The organism is Leeuwenhoekiella marinoflava DSM 3653, assembly GCF_900129005.1.
In the GTDB taxonomy this organism is placed as follows: domain Bacteria; phylum Bacteroidota; class Bacteroidia; order Flavobacteriales; family Flavobacteriaceae; genus Leeuwenhoekiella; species Leeuwenhoekiella marinoflava.
Genome location: NZ_FQUN01000007.1, coordinates 113198 through 130417 on the forward strand (window position 1 = coordinate 113198; position 17220 = coordinate 130417).

General features: G+C 39.5%; 9 protein-coding genes. 7 read left to right on the forward strand and 2 right to left on the reverse strand.

The window, feature by feature from the left end:
* Positions 1-17 precede the first annotated feature (17 nt).
* Entirely contained in the window at positions 18-1361 is a 1344-nt protein-coding gene (locus BUB91_RS06560; protein ID WP_073098436.1) for a sensor histidine kinase, read from the reverse strand.
* Positions 1351-2697 (reverse strand): sigma-54-dependent transcriptional regulator, encoded by a 1347-nt coding sequence (locus tag BUB91_RS06565; RefSeq protein WP_073098437.1) that lies wholly within the window; start codon positions 2695-2697, stop codon positions 1351-1353. The genes BUB91_RS06560 and BUB91_RS06565 overlap by 11 nt, the downstream gene beginning before the upstream one ends.
* A 206-nt stretch (positions 2698-2903) precedes the next feature.
* Between BUB91_RS06565 and BUB91_RS06570 the strand changes: the two genes are divergently transcribed.
* The 7 genes from BUB91_RS06570 to BUB91_RS06600 all read left to right on the forward strand — a co-directional run bounded on the left by BUB91_RS06570 (position 2904) and on the right by BUB91_RS06600 (position 17218).
* Positions 2904-4157, forward strand: coding sequence for an efflux RND transporter periplasmic adaptor subunit (locus BUB91_RS06570; RefSeq protein ID WP_073098438.1), 1254 nt, complete (start codon positions 2904-2906; stop codon positions 4155-4157).
* A 56-nt stretch (positions 4158-4213) separates the two neighbouring features.
* On the forward strand, positions 4214-4918 hold the full coding sequence (locus BUB91_RS06575; RefSeq protein WP_073098439.1) for an ABC transporter ATP-binding protein: 705 nt from the start codon (positions 4214-4216) through the stop codon (positions 4916-4918).
* A gap of 94 nt (positions 4919-5012) precedes the next feature.
* Positions 5013-7400, forward strand: a complete 2388-nt coding sequence (locus BUB91_RS06580; RefSeq protein ID WP_073098440.1) for an ABC transporter permease — start codon at positions 5013-5015, stop codon at positions 7398-7400.
* Between the two features lie 25 nt (positions 7401-7425).
* Positions 7426-9783 carry an ABC transporter permease gene (locus tag BUB91_RS06585; RefSeq protein ID WP_073098441.1) on the forward strand — a complete coding sequence of 786 codons (2358 nt, stop codon included), beginning with the start codon at positions 7426-7428 and terminating at the stop codon, positions 9781-9783.
* 58 nt (positions 9784-9841) lie between these two features.
* Positions 9842-12241, forward strand: coding sequence for an ABC transporter permease (locus BUB91_RS06590; protein WP_073098442.1), 2400 nt, complete (start codon positions 9842-9844; stop codon positions 12239-12241).
* 63 nt (positions 12242-12304) lie between these two features.
* Positions 12305-14680 carry an ABC transporter permease gene (locus tag BUB91_RS06595; protein ID WP_073098443.1) on the forward strand — a complete coding sequence of 792 codons (2376 nt, stop codon included), beginning with the start codon at positions 12305-12307 and terminating at the stop codon, positions 14678-14680.
* A gap of 66 nt (positions 14681-14746) precedes the next feature.
* Positions 14747-17218, forward strand: coding sequence for an ABC transporter permease (locus BUB91_RS06600; protein ID WP_073098444.1), 2472 nt, complete (start codon positions 14747-14749; stop codon positions 17216-17218).
* Positions 17219-17220 lie beyond the last annotated feature (2 nt).

A 17220-nucleotide genomic window follows, 5' to 3' on the forward strand; every position in this document is an offset into this window, starting at 1 on the left:
ATTAATTATATTTAATGCTAAAATTGAAGCGTAAACACCGTACCGGTCTCAGGATTACTTTTCAACTGAATTTTTCCTTTATGCAGGGTCATTATTTGTTTGCTTAAACTAAGCCCCACACCGCTTCCGGTTTTCTTAGTACTAAAAAACGGTATAAAGATACTTTCCATAATTTCTTCGGGGATACCACTGCCGTTGTCGGTAACTTTGATTTGTACACGACCTTTGGTATTTTGAGTAGCAGTAACTTCTATTGTAGGATTTGTCGTTGTTTGTGTTGCATCAATTGCATTCAGAATTAGATTGATTAGCACCTGTTCAATAAGATAGCTGTCAATTTCAAACTGCATCTCAGGGTTTTCGGTTTTAAAGTGGAGCGCTACCGGTTTGTCAGCCAATGAGGCTTGCATCAAATCACCGATACTTTTAAAAAGCTCATTTACTTTAACGGTTTCCAGATTCAGGTGGGTGACTTTGCTGAGACTTCTATAGGTTTTAGCAAACTTCATCAAGCCTTCGCTACGTTTTTTAATACTGCTAATTCCGGCATTTAAATCATCTAATTCCAGTGGATGTAGTTCTGGATTTTGTTGATTGTTCTGGATGTGATTTTGTAAGGTTTCAGCGAGGGAAGAAATCGGTGCAATGCTATTCATAATCTCATGAGTCATCACGCTCAGTAGTTTCTTCCAAGCATCAGATTCGTTTTGATTCAGGGTGTTTTCTATGTTCTGAAGTACGACCAATTTAAAAGCATCTTCTTCTACCTGAAAAACGGTGTCAGAGATCAATACTTTGAGGTTTTCATTCCGAAGGGAAATCGCTACGGAAGTAACTTCAGTACGGTAGGTGTCAAACAATTCTTCAAAGAGTTGCGGCCTTCTTTTTTCTACGAAATTGATATTTTTAAACGCTGGTAAATCCAATGTATTCAACAATGATTCATTGGTCCAGAGTACAGCGCCGGTATCCAGATTGTAGGCAATGATACCCACGTCAACCATTTCTAAAATTTTCTGTAAATATACAAACTGCGCCTGCCGCTCGTTGTTGATGGCCTTGATGGTTTTGTTGACGTTGTTGAAGCCTTTATGTAATTCGCGAATGTCTTGTGGACCATGTTTTTCGGAAAACCAGCGGGAGAAATCCCGGTATTTAACCGATTCAAAAAAGTCGTCCACCTCCACAAACCTACGGATTAAAAAGCGATACAAATAATAGCAGGTAATGATTGAAAACACGCCGCTTCCAATAAGCAAATAAGTGTTGATTTTTACAATACCCAGGGCAAGTGTAATCAAGGCGGCTAATAATAGCAACACCCGCAGGAGTAATGCGAAGATGTAGCTTTTATAAATCATATTTATTGAGTCTGCGGTACAAAGCGGTGCGTGTAATTCCCAGTTCTTTAGCCGATTTAGAGATGTTGCCTTTATTTTTCTCAATCACTTTTAAGATGGTGTTTTTTTCAACGGCATCCAGATTAGTGGTTTTCAGTTTGAGATCACTTTCGGTTTGTTGTTCTATGGGAGAAAAAGCCAGATCTTCTGCATATAAAACAGATCCTTCAGCCATAATTACCGCTTTTTCTAAAGCATATTGTAATTCCCGTACGTTCCCCGGGAAAGGATGGGTTTTCAGCTTCTTGAGAAATTCAGGGTCAAGGTTGAAAGTTTCCTTGTTGTATTTTTCTGTGTATAATTTTACAAAGTGATGCGCAAGAAGAGTCAGGTCAGATCCGCGATCGCGCAAAGGCGGAATCATCAGATCTACCGTGTTGATGCGATACATTAAATCTTTACGGAATTTGTTTTCATCAGCAAGATCAGAAAGGCTGAGGTTGGTCGCACAGATAAGCCGTATATCTACAGAAACTGCTTCATTAGAGCCCAAAGGTGTTACCTGCCGGTTTTGTAAAACCGTAAGCAAGCGTGCTTGTTGACGCAGACTAATATTACCTATTTCATCTAAAAAAAGCGTTCCGCCGTTTGCCGCTTCAAACCGACCTTTACGGTCTTCCCGGGCATCGGTAAAAGCACCTTTTTTATACCCAAAAAGTTCACTTTCAAAAAGTGTGGAAGTGAGTGCACCCACATCTACTTTTACAAAAGGTTTGTTTTTACGCAGCGAATTCTCGTGAATAGAACGGGCGATAAGATCTTTTCCGGTACCGTTTTCTCCCAAGACCAAAATGTTTGCATCGGTAGGAGCTACTTTTTTCAGTTTTACAAAAACTTCCTGCATGGGTTCGCTATCGCCAATGATTTCGGTTGCAGAATTCAGCTTGATTTTAAAATTACGAGCTTTCTTCTTTTTGGTTAGAATTTCAGCGATAGACTCAAGGAGCTTTTCGTTCTTCCAGGGTTTGACTAAAAAGTCAGAAGCGCCTTCTTTTAAAGAGCGTATCGCCAAATCGATATCTCCGTAGGCAGTGATCAAAATCACATCAGTAGCCGGTTTCCAGAGTTTGATTTTATTCAGCCAAAAGATTCCTTCATTGCCCGTATTTACGAGTCCGTTGAAGTTCATATCCAGAATAACCACATCAAAATCCTGTTTACTCAGAATACCTTGTAACGCATTGGGATTCTTTTCAACAATAACCAGATCAACCTTAGGTTTCAGCAAAAGCCGCAGTGCCGTAAGCACATCTTCATCGTCATCAATGACCAGTATTTTAGCCTCCTTTAATTGCATACTTACAATATTACAATTTTAGGTAGTTCAGAAAATACCTTTTGATGTACTAATTTTTAAAGTAAATAAACTGTATCAGCAGCGTACATGGAGTGTATCAAAACCGAACACTTTTAAAAGGATTGATAATGTTAATTAATTAGTAGTCAGTATTTTATGTTTTTGGCACAATATTACTATCTAATCAAGTGCTAACAAAAATACTTATGGACATCCCTTTAGAAAAGAAACGTTTTACAACCTCAAAAATCTTGATGATTGTAGGTGGAGTTGCACTTGTTGCACTCCTTCTTTTTGTGATTTTATCAACTACCGGAAATTCTAAACTCAATGTACAAAAAGAACGCATCAGTATCGCTACGGCGACTCAAGGTGTTTTTCAGGAAAACATACCGGTAAACGGTGTGGTGCTGCCTATTACCACAATTTACCTGGATGCATTAGAAGGCGGTAGGGTAGAAGAAAAGTTTGTTGAAGACGGTGCGATTATGAAAAAAGGCGAACCCATTTTACGATTGTCTAACACCGATCTTGAGCTGAGTCTTGTAAATCAGGAAACACAAGTGTATAATTTATTGACACAAATGCAAATCTCACAGAATGCAGCACGTCAAAATACGATCAACAAACTCAATCAATATACAGATGTAGAGAACGGTTTGATCGAAGCAAAACGCCTGTATGAACTCAACAAAAAATTGTACGATAAAGATGCGATTGCGCGTCAAGACCTTATAAAAGCAGAGAACGATTTTAATTATCAGAAAGAGCGTATGCAGTTGGCGAAGCAAATTCTGGCTCAGGATTCTATTGCGGTAAAACAGGAAAAAGGACAAGTCTCTAGTTCGTATGAGCGCACACAAAACGCATTAGAATTGATGCGCAGAAAAGTAGCTGATCTTGTGGTGAAAGCCCCGGTTGACGGACAGTTAACTTCTTTAGATGCCGAAATAGGTCAGTCTAAAAATAAAGGGGAACGCCTAGGGCAGATTGATGTATTGAGCGGTTATAAGGTCCGTGTAGATGTTGATGAACACTACATTTCCCGGATTTATACCGGACAAACCGGAAACTTTGATTTTGACGGAAAAAGCTACACCCTAGTCATTAAGAAAGTTTACACCCAAGTGACAAATGGTAGATTTCAAGTAGATATGGAGTTCGAATCTGAAGTTCCGGAAGGGATACGCCGTGGTCAAACCTTGCAGATCCGTGTAGCGTTGAGTCAGGAAAAAAAGGCTTTGCTTATTCCTAAAGGAGGATTCTTTCAGGAAACCGGCGGTAACTGGATTTTTAAAGTGAGCGAAGATGGCAGCACAGCGTATAAAGCAGACATCTCTCTGGGGAGTCAAAATACCGAATATTATGAAGTGCTTAGCGGTCTGGAACCCGGAGATCGCGTAATCACGAGTAGCTATGATAATTATGGCGAAGTACAAGAATTGGTTTTACAAGATTAAATAAGAAATAAAATGGTTTCACTACTACTAGAATTATTAACACTAATCGTATCCTAATGATAAAAATCACGGACTTAGAAAAATACTACGCTACTGAAGAAGTGCGTACGATAGCACTCAATAAACTGTCTTTTCAGGTGCAGAAAGGCGAATTTGTGGCCGTTATGGGACCTTCAGGTTGTGGGAAATCAACCTTACTCAATATACTGGGTCTACTTGATGATCCAGATGGTGGCAGCTTTATCTTTAACGGTATTGAAGTAGCCGGTTTTAACGAGCGAAAGCGTGCCGATCTGCGCAAGCATAATATCGGTTTTGTGTTTCAGAGCTTTAACCTTATTGACGAACTCACCGTTTTTGAAAACGTAGAGCTTCCGTTGATTTACACCGGGGTAAAACCTGCAGAGCGTAAAGCCCGCGTAGATGAAGTTTTAGAAAAAATGCAAATCATGCACCGTCGCAAGCATTTTCCGCAGCAATTATCGGGTGGGCAGCAGCAGCGTGTTGCAGTTGCCCGTGCTGTTGTCAACAACCCTAAACTCATTCTGGCTGATGAACCTACAGGTAACCTGGACAGCAGCAACGGTAATGAGGTGATGGATTTACTTACTGAACTCAACGAAGCCGGAACCACAATCATCATGGTAACGCATAGTGAGCACGATGCCAAGTATAGCCACCGCATCATCAGAATGCTAGACGGACAAAAAGTAACCGAAAATGTATTGACTGAATACAAAAGCAATACGCTAGAAGTTTAAAGCCTCTTTGAACGGGGATTCATTCATCAATAGGGCAGCTGCCGAAACAATCAATCAAAACCGGGACTTCATCACTCCCTTTAACTTGACAACTATGTTTAAAAACTATTTCAAAATCGCTTTTCGGAATTTGTGGAGGCACCGCGGGTTTTCAGCTTTAAACATAAGTGGCCTTGCGGTAGGAATGGCTGCCGCTTTTTTAATTCTTTTATATGTAGGTTTTGAACTCAGCTACGATACGATGTTCCCCAAGAAAGATCGTATCCACATGTTGGTAAGCGATTTAAAAACACCCTCAGATTCGTATCAAATACCCGTGGTAGACTGGAGCGTTCTTGGGAAAATCACTCCGCGATTTCCTGAAATACAGTCTTCAACCCGCATTGTAGATATGAACTTGAGTATTCAAAAAGGGACGGAGAATTTTGTAGAAAAGCGCTCTCTGGCTGCGGACTCTACTTTTTTTAAGATTTTTGATTTAAAGCTTTTAGAGGGAGATCCTGATGAGGCCCTGCGGGCACCCTTAAGTTTGGTGTTGAGCCAGACAGGAGCTCAAAAATACTTTGGTTCAGAAAACCCTATGGGCAAAAGCCTTAAGATTATGAATGGCAAGTATACGGCTCAAATCACTGGCATCATGCAAGACCTTCCTAAAAACACACAGATTCAAGCAGATTATTTACTCTCGCTGTCAACATACACCAAGGTCATAGATCCTACTCTTGACGAGTCTTGGGGAAACTATGAGCCCAGAGGTTATGTGCTTTTATCAGAAAATGTGAACACAAAAAATCTCGTTTCTAAAATCAATACTTTCCTCGAGGAAGAAGATGGTGAGAAGATGAAAGCTGCCAACCTATTTATAAAACAAGATTTAGAGCTCATTACAGATGTCTATTTATATTCTACACGTATAGGAAGCGGAAGCGCTAACATCAACAACATTTACATTTTTGGTGTTGTAGCATTATTCATATTGCTCATTGCAAGTATCAACTTCATTAATCTAACCACAGCAAGATCTGTAGAACGCGCTAAGGAAGTAGGCATCCGTAAAGTTGTAGGTGCACAAAAAAATCAGTTGATGTTGCAGTTTGTAGGCGAGTCTCTTATCGTTACTATACTGGCTTATATTCTGGGTATAGCAATTGCTACTCTGGCATTACCTTATTTTAATACCCTTGCCGGTCAGGAAGTAGCCAGCGGAGTGTTTGCTAATTGGAGTTATGTAGGGCTGTTTTTTGCGATTGCATTGGCGATTGGTTTAGCGGCGGGAACTTATCCTGCACTTGTTCTTTCTTCGTTTAGACCGGTAAGTGTTCTTAAAGGTAAATTTTCTACTACCCGTAGTGGAACGTTCTTAAGAAAAGCACTTGTGGTGAGTCAGTTTACGGTTTCTATCATATTGATAATTGGCACCTTGATTATTTACAATCAAATGCATTTTATGCAGAGTCAGGATTTGGGTTTTGCTAAAGATCGTTTACTGATTTTAGATATAGATAATCATCCCAAACAACAACTACTGGCTGATTATTTAAAGAAAAATCCCAATATTATTTCAGTAGGAAAAGGCTCAACAGTTCCCGGAGGAGGAGGTAACAAGAGCTCTGCACTCTCTATTATGCAAAACAGTCAAGGGCAGGATCAGACCCTTACTGTAGACCGTTATATCATAGACGATAAATACCTTGACCAGTTAGATATAAAGCTTATCGCCGGTAGAAATTTTTCAAGAGATTTAGCCAGTGACAGTACTCAGGCATTAATTATAAATGAAAAGGTAGTTGATTTATTAGGCTACTCAAACCCAGATGCCGCTATTGGAGCATCTTTTGACCAATGGGGTAGAGAGGGCCAGATTGTAGGAGTCGTTGCAGATTTTCATTCAGAATCTCTGCAAAAAGAAATACAGCCCTTGAGTTTTGTATTTGACACCAAGCAAACCAAATTATTGACCTTAAAAGTTGCTGCAGCAGATTTGCCAGAAACGCTAGCTTTTGTAGAAGAATCGTGGAAGCAGTTTTTACCAGACACCCATTTTGACTACTATTTTTTAGATGAGTTTTTTGATCGTCAGTATCGTGCAGAACAGCGTTTTAGTAACCTCTTTTTAAATTTTGCAGTCCTGGCTATTTTTATTTCTTGTATGGGTCTTTTAGGTCTGGCTTCTTATAGTACGAAACAACGCCGCCGTGAGATTGGCATCCGCAAAATTGTAGGAGCTAGTATCTTGGGGATTGTCAATTTACTTTCTAAAGAATTTATAAAACTGGTAGGAATTGCCTTTTTAATAGCAGTACCCATAGCCTGGTTCAGTATGCATAAATGGTTACAAGATTTTGCTTATAGAATAGAAATACCTTGGTGGATATTTGCTGTTGCAGGAATGCTAGCTATAGGTGTTGCGATGCTTACCGTAAGTTTTCAGGCCATAAAAGCTGCAATCGCAAACCCGGTAAAATCACTCAGAACAGAATAATTCATCAATTAAAAAATAATCAGCTATGCTCAAAAATTATATCAAAATCGCCTTAAGAAATTTATGGAAGAAAAAGGGGTACAGTACACTCAATATATTTGGTCTCGCGATAGGAATCACTTGTGCCAGCTTAATTCTGCTTTGGGTTGAAGATGAAATGAGTTTTGATACAGTTGTTGCAGACCAAGAACTGGTTTATAGTGTGCCTACAAATCAAAAATATGATGGGCAATGGCGCACCTTTTTTCAAGCGACACCGGGGCCCCTTGCAGCAGCTTTAAAAGCTGAAATTCCAGAAATAACCCAAGCGGCACGATTGCGTAGCACTGACTTTTTATTCAGCCTTAATTCTTCTTCGGTTTCCAGCAGCGGTTCTTTTGCAGATGCAGATATTTTTGAAATATTGAATTTAAAATTTATTGAAGGCAAAGCTTCTGAAGCTTTTAGAGTAAAAGAAGGAATTGTAATTACACAAAAAGTGGCTAAAATTCTTTTTGAAGACCCTACCAACCTTTTAGGGAAAACCATCTTGATTGATCAAAAGGATAATTTTAAAATAACGGGTGTTGTTGAAGACCTACCGGAAAATACGACCTACAGTTTTAACTGGCTGGTTCCCTTTGAGAATTTTACATATGACAAGCCGTGGACTCAAGAATACGGTAGCAACTTTACCGAAACATTTGTAAAGCTTTCAGCAGGTGCAGATTTTAATTCGGTTAATGAGAAGGTGAAAGGCGTTTTGCCTGCAAAAACTGGCGATGAAGACACTCAGGCTATTTTACATTCGGCTAAAAACTGGCATTTACGATCTGACTTCAAAAATGGTAAGGTCGTAGGTGGCCGTATCGAATATGTGCAGTTATTCAGTTTTATAGCACTCATAATTGTGCTTATCGCCTGTATCAACTTTATGAATTTGTCAACCGCACGAAGCGAAAAACGAGCAAATGAGGTTGGTGTTCGTAAAACATTAGGTTCTGATAAAAAACAATTGATTTTTCAATTTATTACCGAAGCTTTATTAACCGCGCTACTGGCTGCAGTTCTTAGCGTTTTGGTGTTGATTCTTATCCTGCCGGCATTTAATGCGTTAATAGATAAACAACTTTCTTTGGGAATCACAATTCCGTCTCATCTCCTTTCATTGCTGGCAATTACACTCATCTGCGGAATTCTTGCTGGACTTTACCCTGCATTTTACCTCTCTTCGTTTAAGCCTATAGACGTTCTTAAAGGCAATCGCATACAAGCCAAAGGAGCCGGTTTTATTCGGAAAGGTCTTGTAATTACTCAGTTTGTGATTTCAATTATTTTCATCATTAGTACGCTACTGGTTTACCAACAGGTACAGCACGTAAAAAACCGAGATCTAGGAATGAATAAGGAAAATCTTATACAAATACCGGTAAATGGAAATGTGATTAAAAATAGGAATTCAATAACCGAAAGTTTAAAAAACTCAGGAATGATTACCAGCGTGGGTTTATCGAATTCAAATATTCTTTCTGCGGGGAATAATGGCTCGGGCTTAAAATGGCAGGGAGGTGACAATACAGAGGATGTTTTAGTGTCTTACCGCTATATTAATGATGAGTACTTAACCGCTGCAGGTATTGAGTTGGTTGAAGGCCGTGGGTTTAGTTCGGTAGTTTCAAATGATAGTGCAAATGCACTTATTACCGAATCTTTTGCAAAATTGATGGGAACAGAAAGTCCAATTGGTAAAACTATAGACCGCTACGGGGATGTTTATACCATTATAGGTGTGACAAATGATTATTTGTATGGCGATATGTATGGCACCAGTGATCCTGTGATGTTTTTCAATTATCCGCCCGAAGCACAATACATGTATATAAAAACAAATCCTAAATACGCTGCGACTGAAATTCTAAACACTATTGAAACTACTTTAAAAACCTACAACCCTGGTTATCCCTTTAAATACCGTTTTGTAGATGACGATTTTAATGCTCGTTTTAAAAGCGAACAATTAGTAGGGAGTCTTTCTCAAATTTTTGCATTGCTGGCAATACTTATTTCGTGTTTAGGTCTCTTTGGACTTTCAGCGTTTACTGCGGAGCAGCGTCGCAAGGAAATAGGCGTGCGCAAAGTTTTAGGATCTAGCGTTGCCGGTATTGTGCGCCTGCTGTCTAAAGATTTTATAGTGCTGGTTCTGATTGCCATAGTCATTGCAGTACCGGTTGCCTGGTTTATGATGCACAACTGGTTACAGGGATTTGCGTACCGCATTTCAATTAATGTGTGGGTATTTGCAGTTGCAGGTATTGCAGCTATAGGAATCGCTTTGTTGACGGTGAGCTTTCAAGCTATTAAAGCCGCAATCGCTAACCCTGTTAAATCATTGAGAACCGAATGAGCCCCCTAACCCCCAAAGGGAGAATTAATAGGAATAACACTAATAATAGCAATAGATAATGTTAAAGAACTACATCAAAATCGCCTGGCGGAATATAAAAGCAAACAGACTGTTTACCGTGTTAAACATTGTAGGGCTGGTTGTTGGTTTATGTGTTTGTATCATGCTCTTTTCGTTTGTGAATACCGAGCTGAGCTTTGATAAAATGTACACGCATTCGGAAGATATTTACCGGGTAAATATGGAAACCTCTGAAGAATACAATTTTGAAACCTGGGCGGAGTTACCCAATGCGGTAGGACCGGCAATGGTTCAGGATATTCCACAGGTGAAAAAAATGACACGTCTCATCAAAGACGATTTTGGGGTTACTGCATCTTTGAAAATAGGAGACAAAAACTTTACAGAAAACGGACTTTATCTAGCAGATTCAACCGCATTTGAAATGTTTGATTTTAATTTCATAGCAGGTAATGCTAAAAATGCATTTGCAAATCCTCACGCTATCGTGCTTTCCCAATCTGCAAAAGAGCGATTTTTTGGTGATAAATCTGCACTTGGAGAATTTATTACCGTAAACAACCGGGATACGCTTCAGGTGTCTGGTGTGTATACAGACTTGCCTAAAAGCAGTGTGATAGATTGTGATATGGTCTATAATATTATGGATTCTTGGATGGGAACTAACGTGTATTGGAGCAATGCGAGTTATGAAACCTATGTGCAACTAGAACCCAATGCTAAGGTTGCGCAGATAGAAACTCAAGCAACACAACTAATTGATAAATACGTCCACAAAGAAGGAAAGTATTTTACGCAATTCAATCTGCAACCCTTAACCAAAATACATTTGTATTCAGCGGATATACGAGAAGGCTACTCAACAAAACTAGGTAGCATAAGTACGATTAAAAGTTTATTGTTCTTATCGCTTCTGGTTTTAGTAATCGCCTGTATCAATTATATGAATTTAGCCACTGCAAATTCACGCAAGCGAAGAAAAAGTATTGGTGTAAACAAGGTTTTAGGAGCCAGCAGAAAGCACATGCTTTCTCTTTTTTATGTTGAAACAGGAATTCTTGTTTTAATTTCAGTAGTACTGGCTTTTGCGCTTTCGTTTTTCATATTACCTGTATTCAAAAGTTTTACAGGTAATGCATTAGGCTACCAGGATCTACTGGCCACCCCAATTCTGATAGGTTTAGGTTTAATTTGGCTCGTAGTTACATTATTTGCCGGTAGTTATCCGGCAATTTCAATGACCAATATAGCTCCATTATCGTTGGTAAATAAGTCCAAGAAAAAACATACTGCTTCAGAATTTGTACGAAAAGGTTTGGTGGTTTTTCAGTTTGCAGCTTCTATAGTTCTTATAATCGCTGTTACCATAATTATTCAGCAAATGAATTTTATAAAGAATAAGAATTTGGGCTATGATCCTAGTGGCGTAGTTGCTGTTTCAGTAAAATCAGCAGAAAATAGTCAGCAAGTTGAGAGTTTAGAAAATGCATTAAATCGAAAGGCTTACGTTGAACGCATTGCCGCTGTGCAGTCTTTACCAGGTGCCGATGAAAGTGGACGTTCTGTTCGCAGAATAAGCACCGATAATACAGGAATGCCTATTGCCAGTTGCCGTACAGAGGGGAATGTTATTCAAACGCTCAAATTGAATTTACTCGCTGGTAGTGAATTACCCCAAAGCCTTGCTAAGGGAGACTCCATAATATACACGTTGATCAATGAAAAAATACTGAGTTATCTCAATTATAAAACCCCTGAAGATGCTGTTGGTAAAATCATAAATACCGAGTTAGGAAGCCGCGCAATCATCACCGGAGTTGTTGCCAATTTCAATTTCAATTCCCTGAAGGAAGATAGTGGCGGATATATGTATTACAAATCCAACGTTGCTCCTGAAAGTATCCGAACGCTGCTTGTGCGATATACTTCTCAAAATCTGCAGCAATTAGTCAATGATTTAGAACAGACCTTTAATGAGAATTTGCCCAATACAGCTTTTGACTACACCTTTGTTGATAAGCACGTAGCGCAGCTCTATGCTTCAGAAGAGAAAACGGCACGCACAGCTACACTTTTTTCGGTACTAGCCATTTTTATTGCCTGCTTGGGTCTATTTGGGCTTGCTGCATTTATGGCAGAACAACGTACTAAAGAGATAGGTGTGCGCAAGGTTTTAGGCGCGAGTGTTGCCGGTGTAACACGCCTACTTTCTAAAGATTTTTTGAAGCTTGTGGGTATAGCTTTTATACTGGCATCACCTTTTGCTTACTGGATTATGAGTCAGTGGCTGCAGGATTTTAATTACCGCACACCCATACACTGGTGGGTGTTTGGTCTTGCCGGTCTTGCAGCTATGGTAATCGCTTTTGTAACCATAAGCTTTCAAGCCATTAAAGCAGCATTAGCTAAACCTGTAAAATCATTGCGAACAGAATAACCCGCTTTACCCTTTGGGGATTTCTCCCGGAAGGAGGGAAGTAGGCAACTTAAAATAGAAATTATGCTTAGAAATTATATAAAAATCGCATGGCGAAGCCTTTTGAAGAATAAAATAACCACTACGGTGAGCCTTTTTGGTCTTATTCTGGGGGTAGCCTGCTTTATGCTTCTAGGCACTTATATTCTCAATGAACTGCGTTATGACCGTTTTAATGAAAAGGCAGATCGCATTGTCTATGTAAACTACAATTATAAATCTCCTTCAGATAAAGAGGCAACGCATACAAACCTCACCCCTACTGCTGTTGTACCTGTTGCAAAACGTATGTTTTCTGAAGTAGAAAATGCTGTTAGGATCTATAGCTATAATAGAGAACTGCAAGTAGGTACGAAAAATTTTACCGAAAAAAATATGGTTCTGGCAGATGAAGCACTCTTTGACATCTTCAGTTTCCATTTTATTGCAGGTAACGCGGATAATGCTCTAGATAATCCGTTTGATATGGTTATTACTCAGACTACCGCACAAAAATACTTCGGTAAAAGCGAGGTTGTGGGAAATACGATTTTGGTAAATGAACAGCCCTATAACATAACCGGGGTTATAGAAGATCATCCACTTTATTCTACGCTACAATTTGATATTGTGGGCTCGTATAGCTCTAGTGCAAGGGCAACAAATGAACGCTGGAATTCGGCAAATGATCAATCTTTTTTACTGCTAAAATCGCCAGATAAACTCGCAGCTGTCCAGGAACAATACAATGCATACATCAAAGAAGAGTTTCGTTCAGATTTTGAACAGGGCTATGAAACCTGGTTGGATTTTGTCCCGCTTTCTGAGCTGCATCTTACAGATACCGCATCGGGTAATATAAAGACCTATCTGTACATTCTGGGCGCTATTGCATTGCTATTGCTCATAATTTCCTGTGTTAATTTTACCAATTTGATGACTGCCAAATCTTCTGATCGACTCCGGGAAATTGGCGTTCGCAAAGTGTTTGGTGCAAAACGTCAAAGCCTGATATTTCAATTTATTACGGAAGCCGCTATTGTATGTTTTATCGCGATAACTAGTGCCGTAGCGCTGGCTTACTTGTTAATTCCGGTATTTAACGCGGTAACGGGCTTAAATATTGGTGTTTCCAGTTGGAATTTTACCTATTTCAGCCTTACGATTACCATACTCTTTTTGGCAACCACACTTCTATCTGGCAGTTGGCCAGCATTGGTCCTATCAAAATTCAAACCTGTTGATGCACTACAAAAAAGAGGCGCGTCACTGGGCGGTAGTGCTTCGTTGAGAAAATTCTTGATCATATTTCAGTTTACGATTTCAATCGCTTTTATAATAGCGACGCTTGTAGCACGGGAACAGCTTCAATACATAAGGGAAACAGACACGGGTTTTGACAGATCTCAGGTTGTCATACTTGATGTGAGCAATATTAAAGCAGAAAAAATTGAAGCCCTTAAAGCAGAATTAATGCGGGGACAACATATTGAAAATGTTACGGCTTCAGCTTCCTCACCCGTAGATATACGAGGTGGCTATAGCCTGCAAGTAGATGGAAAAATGAATGGTAACGCTATGTCTGTCACGGCTGCCCCTGTAGATAAAGATTTTATAAAAACCCTTGATCTAACGCTGCTCGAAGGTCAAAATTTTAATGAAACCGATAAAAAACAGGTTCAATTAGTAGATAATGAGAGAACCTATGCGTTTATGCTAAACGAAAAAGCAGTCGCACAATTAGGACTTAAAGCTAAGGAAGCAATAGGTCAAAAGGTCAACCTTAACGGAAGGCATGGCACAATAAAAGGAGTGCTCAAAGATTTTAATTTTGCATCGCTTCATGAGGCCATTACCCCGGTGGTTCTTTTTACCGAATACGATTTGTTTGATAAATTACTTATTAAAACAGCGGGAAATACTTCAGAATCTTTAACCGCAATTAATACCATCTGGAAGAGTTTTTATCCCAACCGCTCTTTTGAATATCATTTTCTGGACGATGAATACAACGAACTTTATAAAACCGAACAGCGCACAACCACAATTTTAAATATTTTGTCGTCACTTACAATACTGGTTTCCTGTCTTGGTCTTTTTGGACTTGCCGTATTTGCTGCTGCTCAGCGGAAAAAAGAAATAGGCATACGTAAGGTTCTGGGCGCATCAATCCCTCAGCTTACTGCTTTACTTTCTTTGCATTTTCTAAAACTTGTTTTAATTGCTCTTTTACTTGCTGCTCCCCTCGCCTGGTACGCAACAAGTATTTGGCTTCAGGATTTCGCCTACAAAATTACCATGCCTTACGAGCTCTATCTGTTTTCGGGAATTGCAGCAGTGGCCATTGCCGGGTTAACGGTAAGCTTTCAGGCCATTAAAGCCGCAATCGCAAACCCAGTAAAATCATTGCGAACAGAATAACCCGCTTTACCCTTTTTTGGGTATTTCTCCCGGAAGGAGAGAAGTAGGCAACTTAAAATAGAAATTATGCTTAGAAATTATATCAAAATCGCCTGGCGGAACATCTTAAGATATAAGACCAATAGTGTTCTCAATATTTTGGGACTGGCCATTGGCTTGGTATCGGTGATGCTCATTGCGCTGTATATACAAAACGAATTGAGTTATGATACACAGTTTGATCAAGCCGAGCGAATCTATCGGGTGAATATGAAAGGTAAAATGGGTGATAACTCATTTTATGCGGGATACACGCCACCACCTGCCGGGGATGCATTAGTTGACCAATTTCCAGAGATTGAAAGCGCAACGCGAATCTATCAACCCGATAATACCAAATTAGCTTACGAAGACGCTGCGAATCCCAAGGTGTTTAATGAATCTGAAATTCTTGCGGTTGACCCCAATTTCTTAGAAGTCTTAAGTTATCCGCTGCAAAAAGGAGATCCTACAACTTGTTTGCAGGAGCCCAATAGTATTGTAATTACGCCGCAAATCGCTCAAAAGTATTTTGGTGATATAAATCCTTTAGGGAAAACATTGGCGTACGGAGATGGTAAAAAATCCTTGCAGGTTACTGGTGTTTTTGAAGATTTAACGCAATATCCGGCTTCGGTGAAATTTGATGCCTTGATGCCGGTAGCTAATTTTAATGATGTTACGTATTTCAATTGGAGTTGGGTGTGGCTCAATATGGCTACCTATGTAAAACTTACACCACAAGCAAGTACACATCCTGCAAGTCTGACTCGTCTGCAATCGAGATTTCCAGAAATGCTCAAGGTGCAAGCTGCACCCGCATTTGAGCGCATTGGCCAGCCATTTGAAGAATTTTTAGAAAAAGGAAATTATTGGAAGTTGTACTTGCAACCCTTATCAGATATTCATTTGTATTCTCAAGGAATTACTTCTTCGATAACCGAACAGCACGACGTAAAGAGCCTTTATATTTTGGGGATTATTGCTTTGTTTATTGTCATTTTGGCCTGTGTGAATTTTATGAATCTTTCTACCGTTCAATCTGTAAAGCGCAGTAAGGAAATAGGAATTCGTAAAGTTTTGGGTTCTCAGCGTAAACAACTCATCAAGCAGTTTATGACCGAAGTACTCTGTTATACGTTTTTTGCAACAATACTGGCTTTTATCATGATCCTCTTGATTTTACCCGTATTCAATGGATTGACGGGGAAAGACCTGCATATTCAGGCATTTTTTGATGGAAATCTGATTTTACTAATAGTTGGGATAATAGTTTTCACTATACTTTTAGCCGGGATATATCCTGCTTTTTTCCTTACTTCTTTCAACCCTATTCGTGCTTTAAAAGGGAAAGCTGCAAAAACCACCAAGTCTAGTTTTATACGTAACGGATTGGTTGTATTCCAATTTTTTATAGCGATTACCTTGATTATTTGTACGCTGGTTGTGTTTAGTCAGTTGCAGTATACGCAGCAAAAAGATTTAGGCTTCGGGAAAGATCGTGTTCTGGTGATTAATAATGCTGAAAGTTTAGGCAGTAGTGCTTTAAGTTTTAAGAAAGAACTCATTGCTTTAGCAGGTGTTGACGAAGCGAGCAGTTCTAGCGGAATGTTAACCCGTGGCGAATTTGGAGATTTTTATACTCCAAAACCTACAGCAGATGAACCTAATATTACAACCGATATTTCATTGAGTTCGTATCTAGTAGATGATGCATTTATAGAAACGCTAGGTCTTGAAGTCAAGGTCGGAAGAGGATTTGACAAACGCTTTAAGGATTCCTTGTCGGTGATACTCAATGAGACTGCCGCAGCTCAAATAGGTTGGAAAAATCCTATAGGGAAGCAAATACGCTATCCCGGTGGGAATATGGAGTATTATACGGTAGTAGGAGTTTTAAAAGATTTTAATCTGGAATCCCTGCATACGCCCATTCAGCCGTTTGCGCTTTTTGCTGAAGAATCACAGAGTTATGATACCCGTACATCGTTTATAAGTCTTAAAATTTCTGGTGAACATACCGAGAGGCTAATCAATCAGGTGCAAGATTTATGGAAAAGTTATTCAGAAAATACACCCTTTGAATATTCTTTTCTGGATGAAGATTTAGCTTATGCTTATCAGGAAGATCAGCGATTAGCCTCTTTGTTTACGGTGTTTACGATACTCGCCATTTTTGTAGCCTGTCTGGGATTATTTGGTCTAATCGCATTTACTGCGCAGCAACGAACCAAAGAGATCGGAGTGCGAAAAGTGTTAGGAGCTAGTATAAGTAGTATCGTTAAGTTGCTGGCAATAAACTTTTTAAAGTTGGTTGTGTTGGCGCTAATCCTCTCGGTGCCTGTAGCTTGGTTTGCGATGGACAACTGGCTTCAGGATTTTGCATATCGCATAGACATACCCATCTGGGCATTTTTAGCAGCAGGTGCTTTGGCACTGGCTATCGCGCTGTTAACCGTAAGCTTCCAAGCTATCAAAGTTGCAATAGCCAACCCCGTAAAATCCCTCCGAACCGACTAATT

Bases quoted from the DNA above. Each gene is read 5' to 3' on its own strand.
- BUB91_RS06560 (WP_073098436.1), bottom strand. From the start codon at position 1,361: ATGATTTATAAAAGCTACATCTTCGCATTACTCCTGCGGGTGTTGCTA.
- BUB91_RS06565 (WP_073098437.1), bottom strand. From the start codon at position 2,697: ATGCAATTAAAGGAGGCTAAAATACTGGTCATTGATGACGATGAAGAT.
- BUB91_RS06570 (WP_073098438.1), top strand. From the start codon at position 2,904: ATGGACATCCCTTTAGAAAAGAAACGTTTTACAACCTCAAAAATCTTG.
- BUB91_RS06575 (WP_073098439.1), top strand. From the start codon at position 4,214: ATGATAAAAATCACGGACTTAGAAAAATACTACGCTACTGAAGAAGTG.
- BUB91_RS06580 (WP_073098440.1), top strand. From the start codon at position 5,013: ATGTTTAAAAACTATTTCAAAATCGCTTTTCGGAATTTGTGGAGGCAC.
- BUB91_RS06585 (WP_073098441.1), top strand. From the start codon at position 7,426: ATGCTCAAAAATTATATCAAAATCGCCTTAAGAAATTTATGGAAGAAA.
- BUB91_RS06590 (WP_073098442.1), top strand. From the start codon at position 9,842: ATGTTAAAGAACTACATCAAAATCGCCTGGCGGAATATAAAAGCAAAC.
- BUB91_RS06595 (WP_073098443.1), top strand. From the start codon at position 12,305: ATGCTTAGAAATTATATAAAAATCGCATGGCGAAGCCTTTTGAAGAAT.
- BUB91_RS06600 (WP_073098444.1), top strand. From the start codon at position 14,747: ATGCTTAGAAATTATATCAAAATCGCCTGGCGGAACATCTTAAGATAT.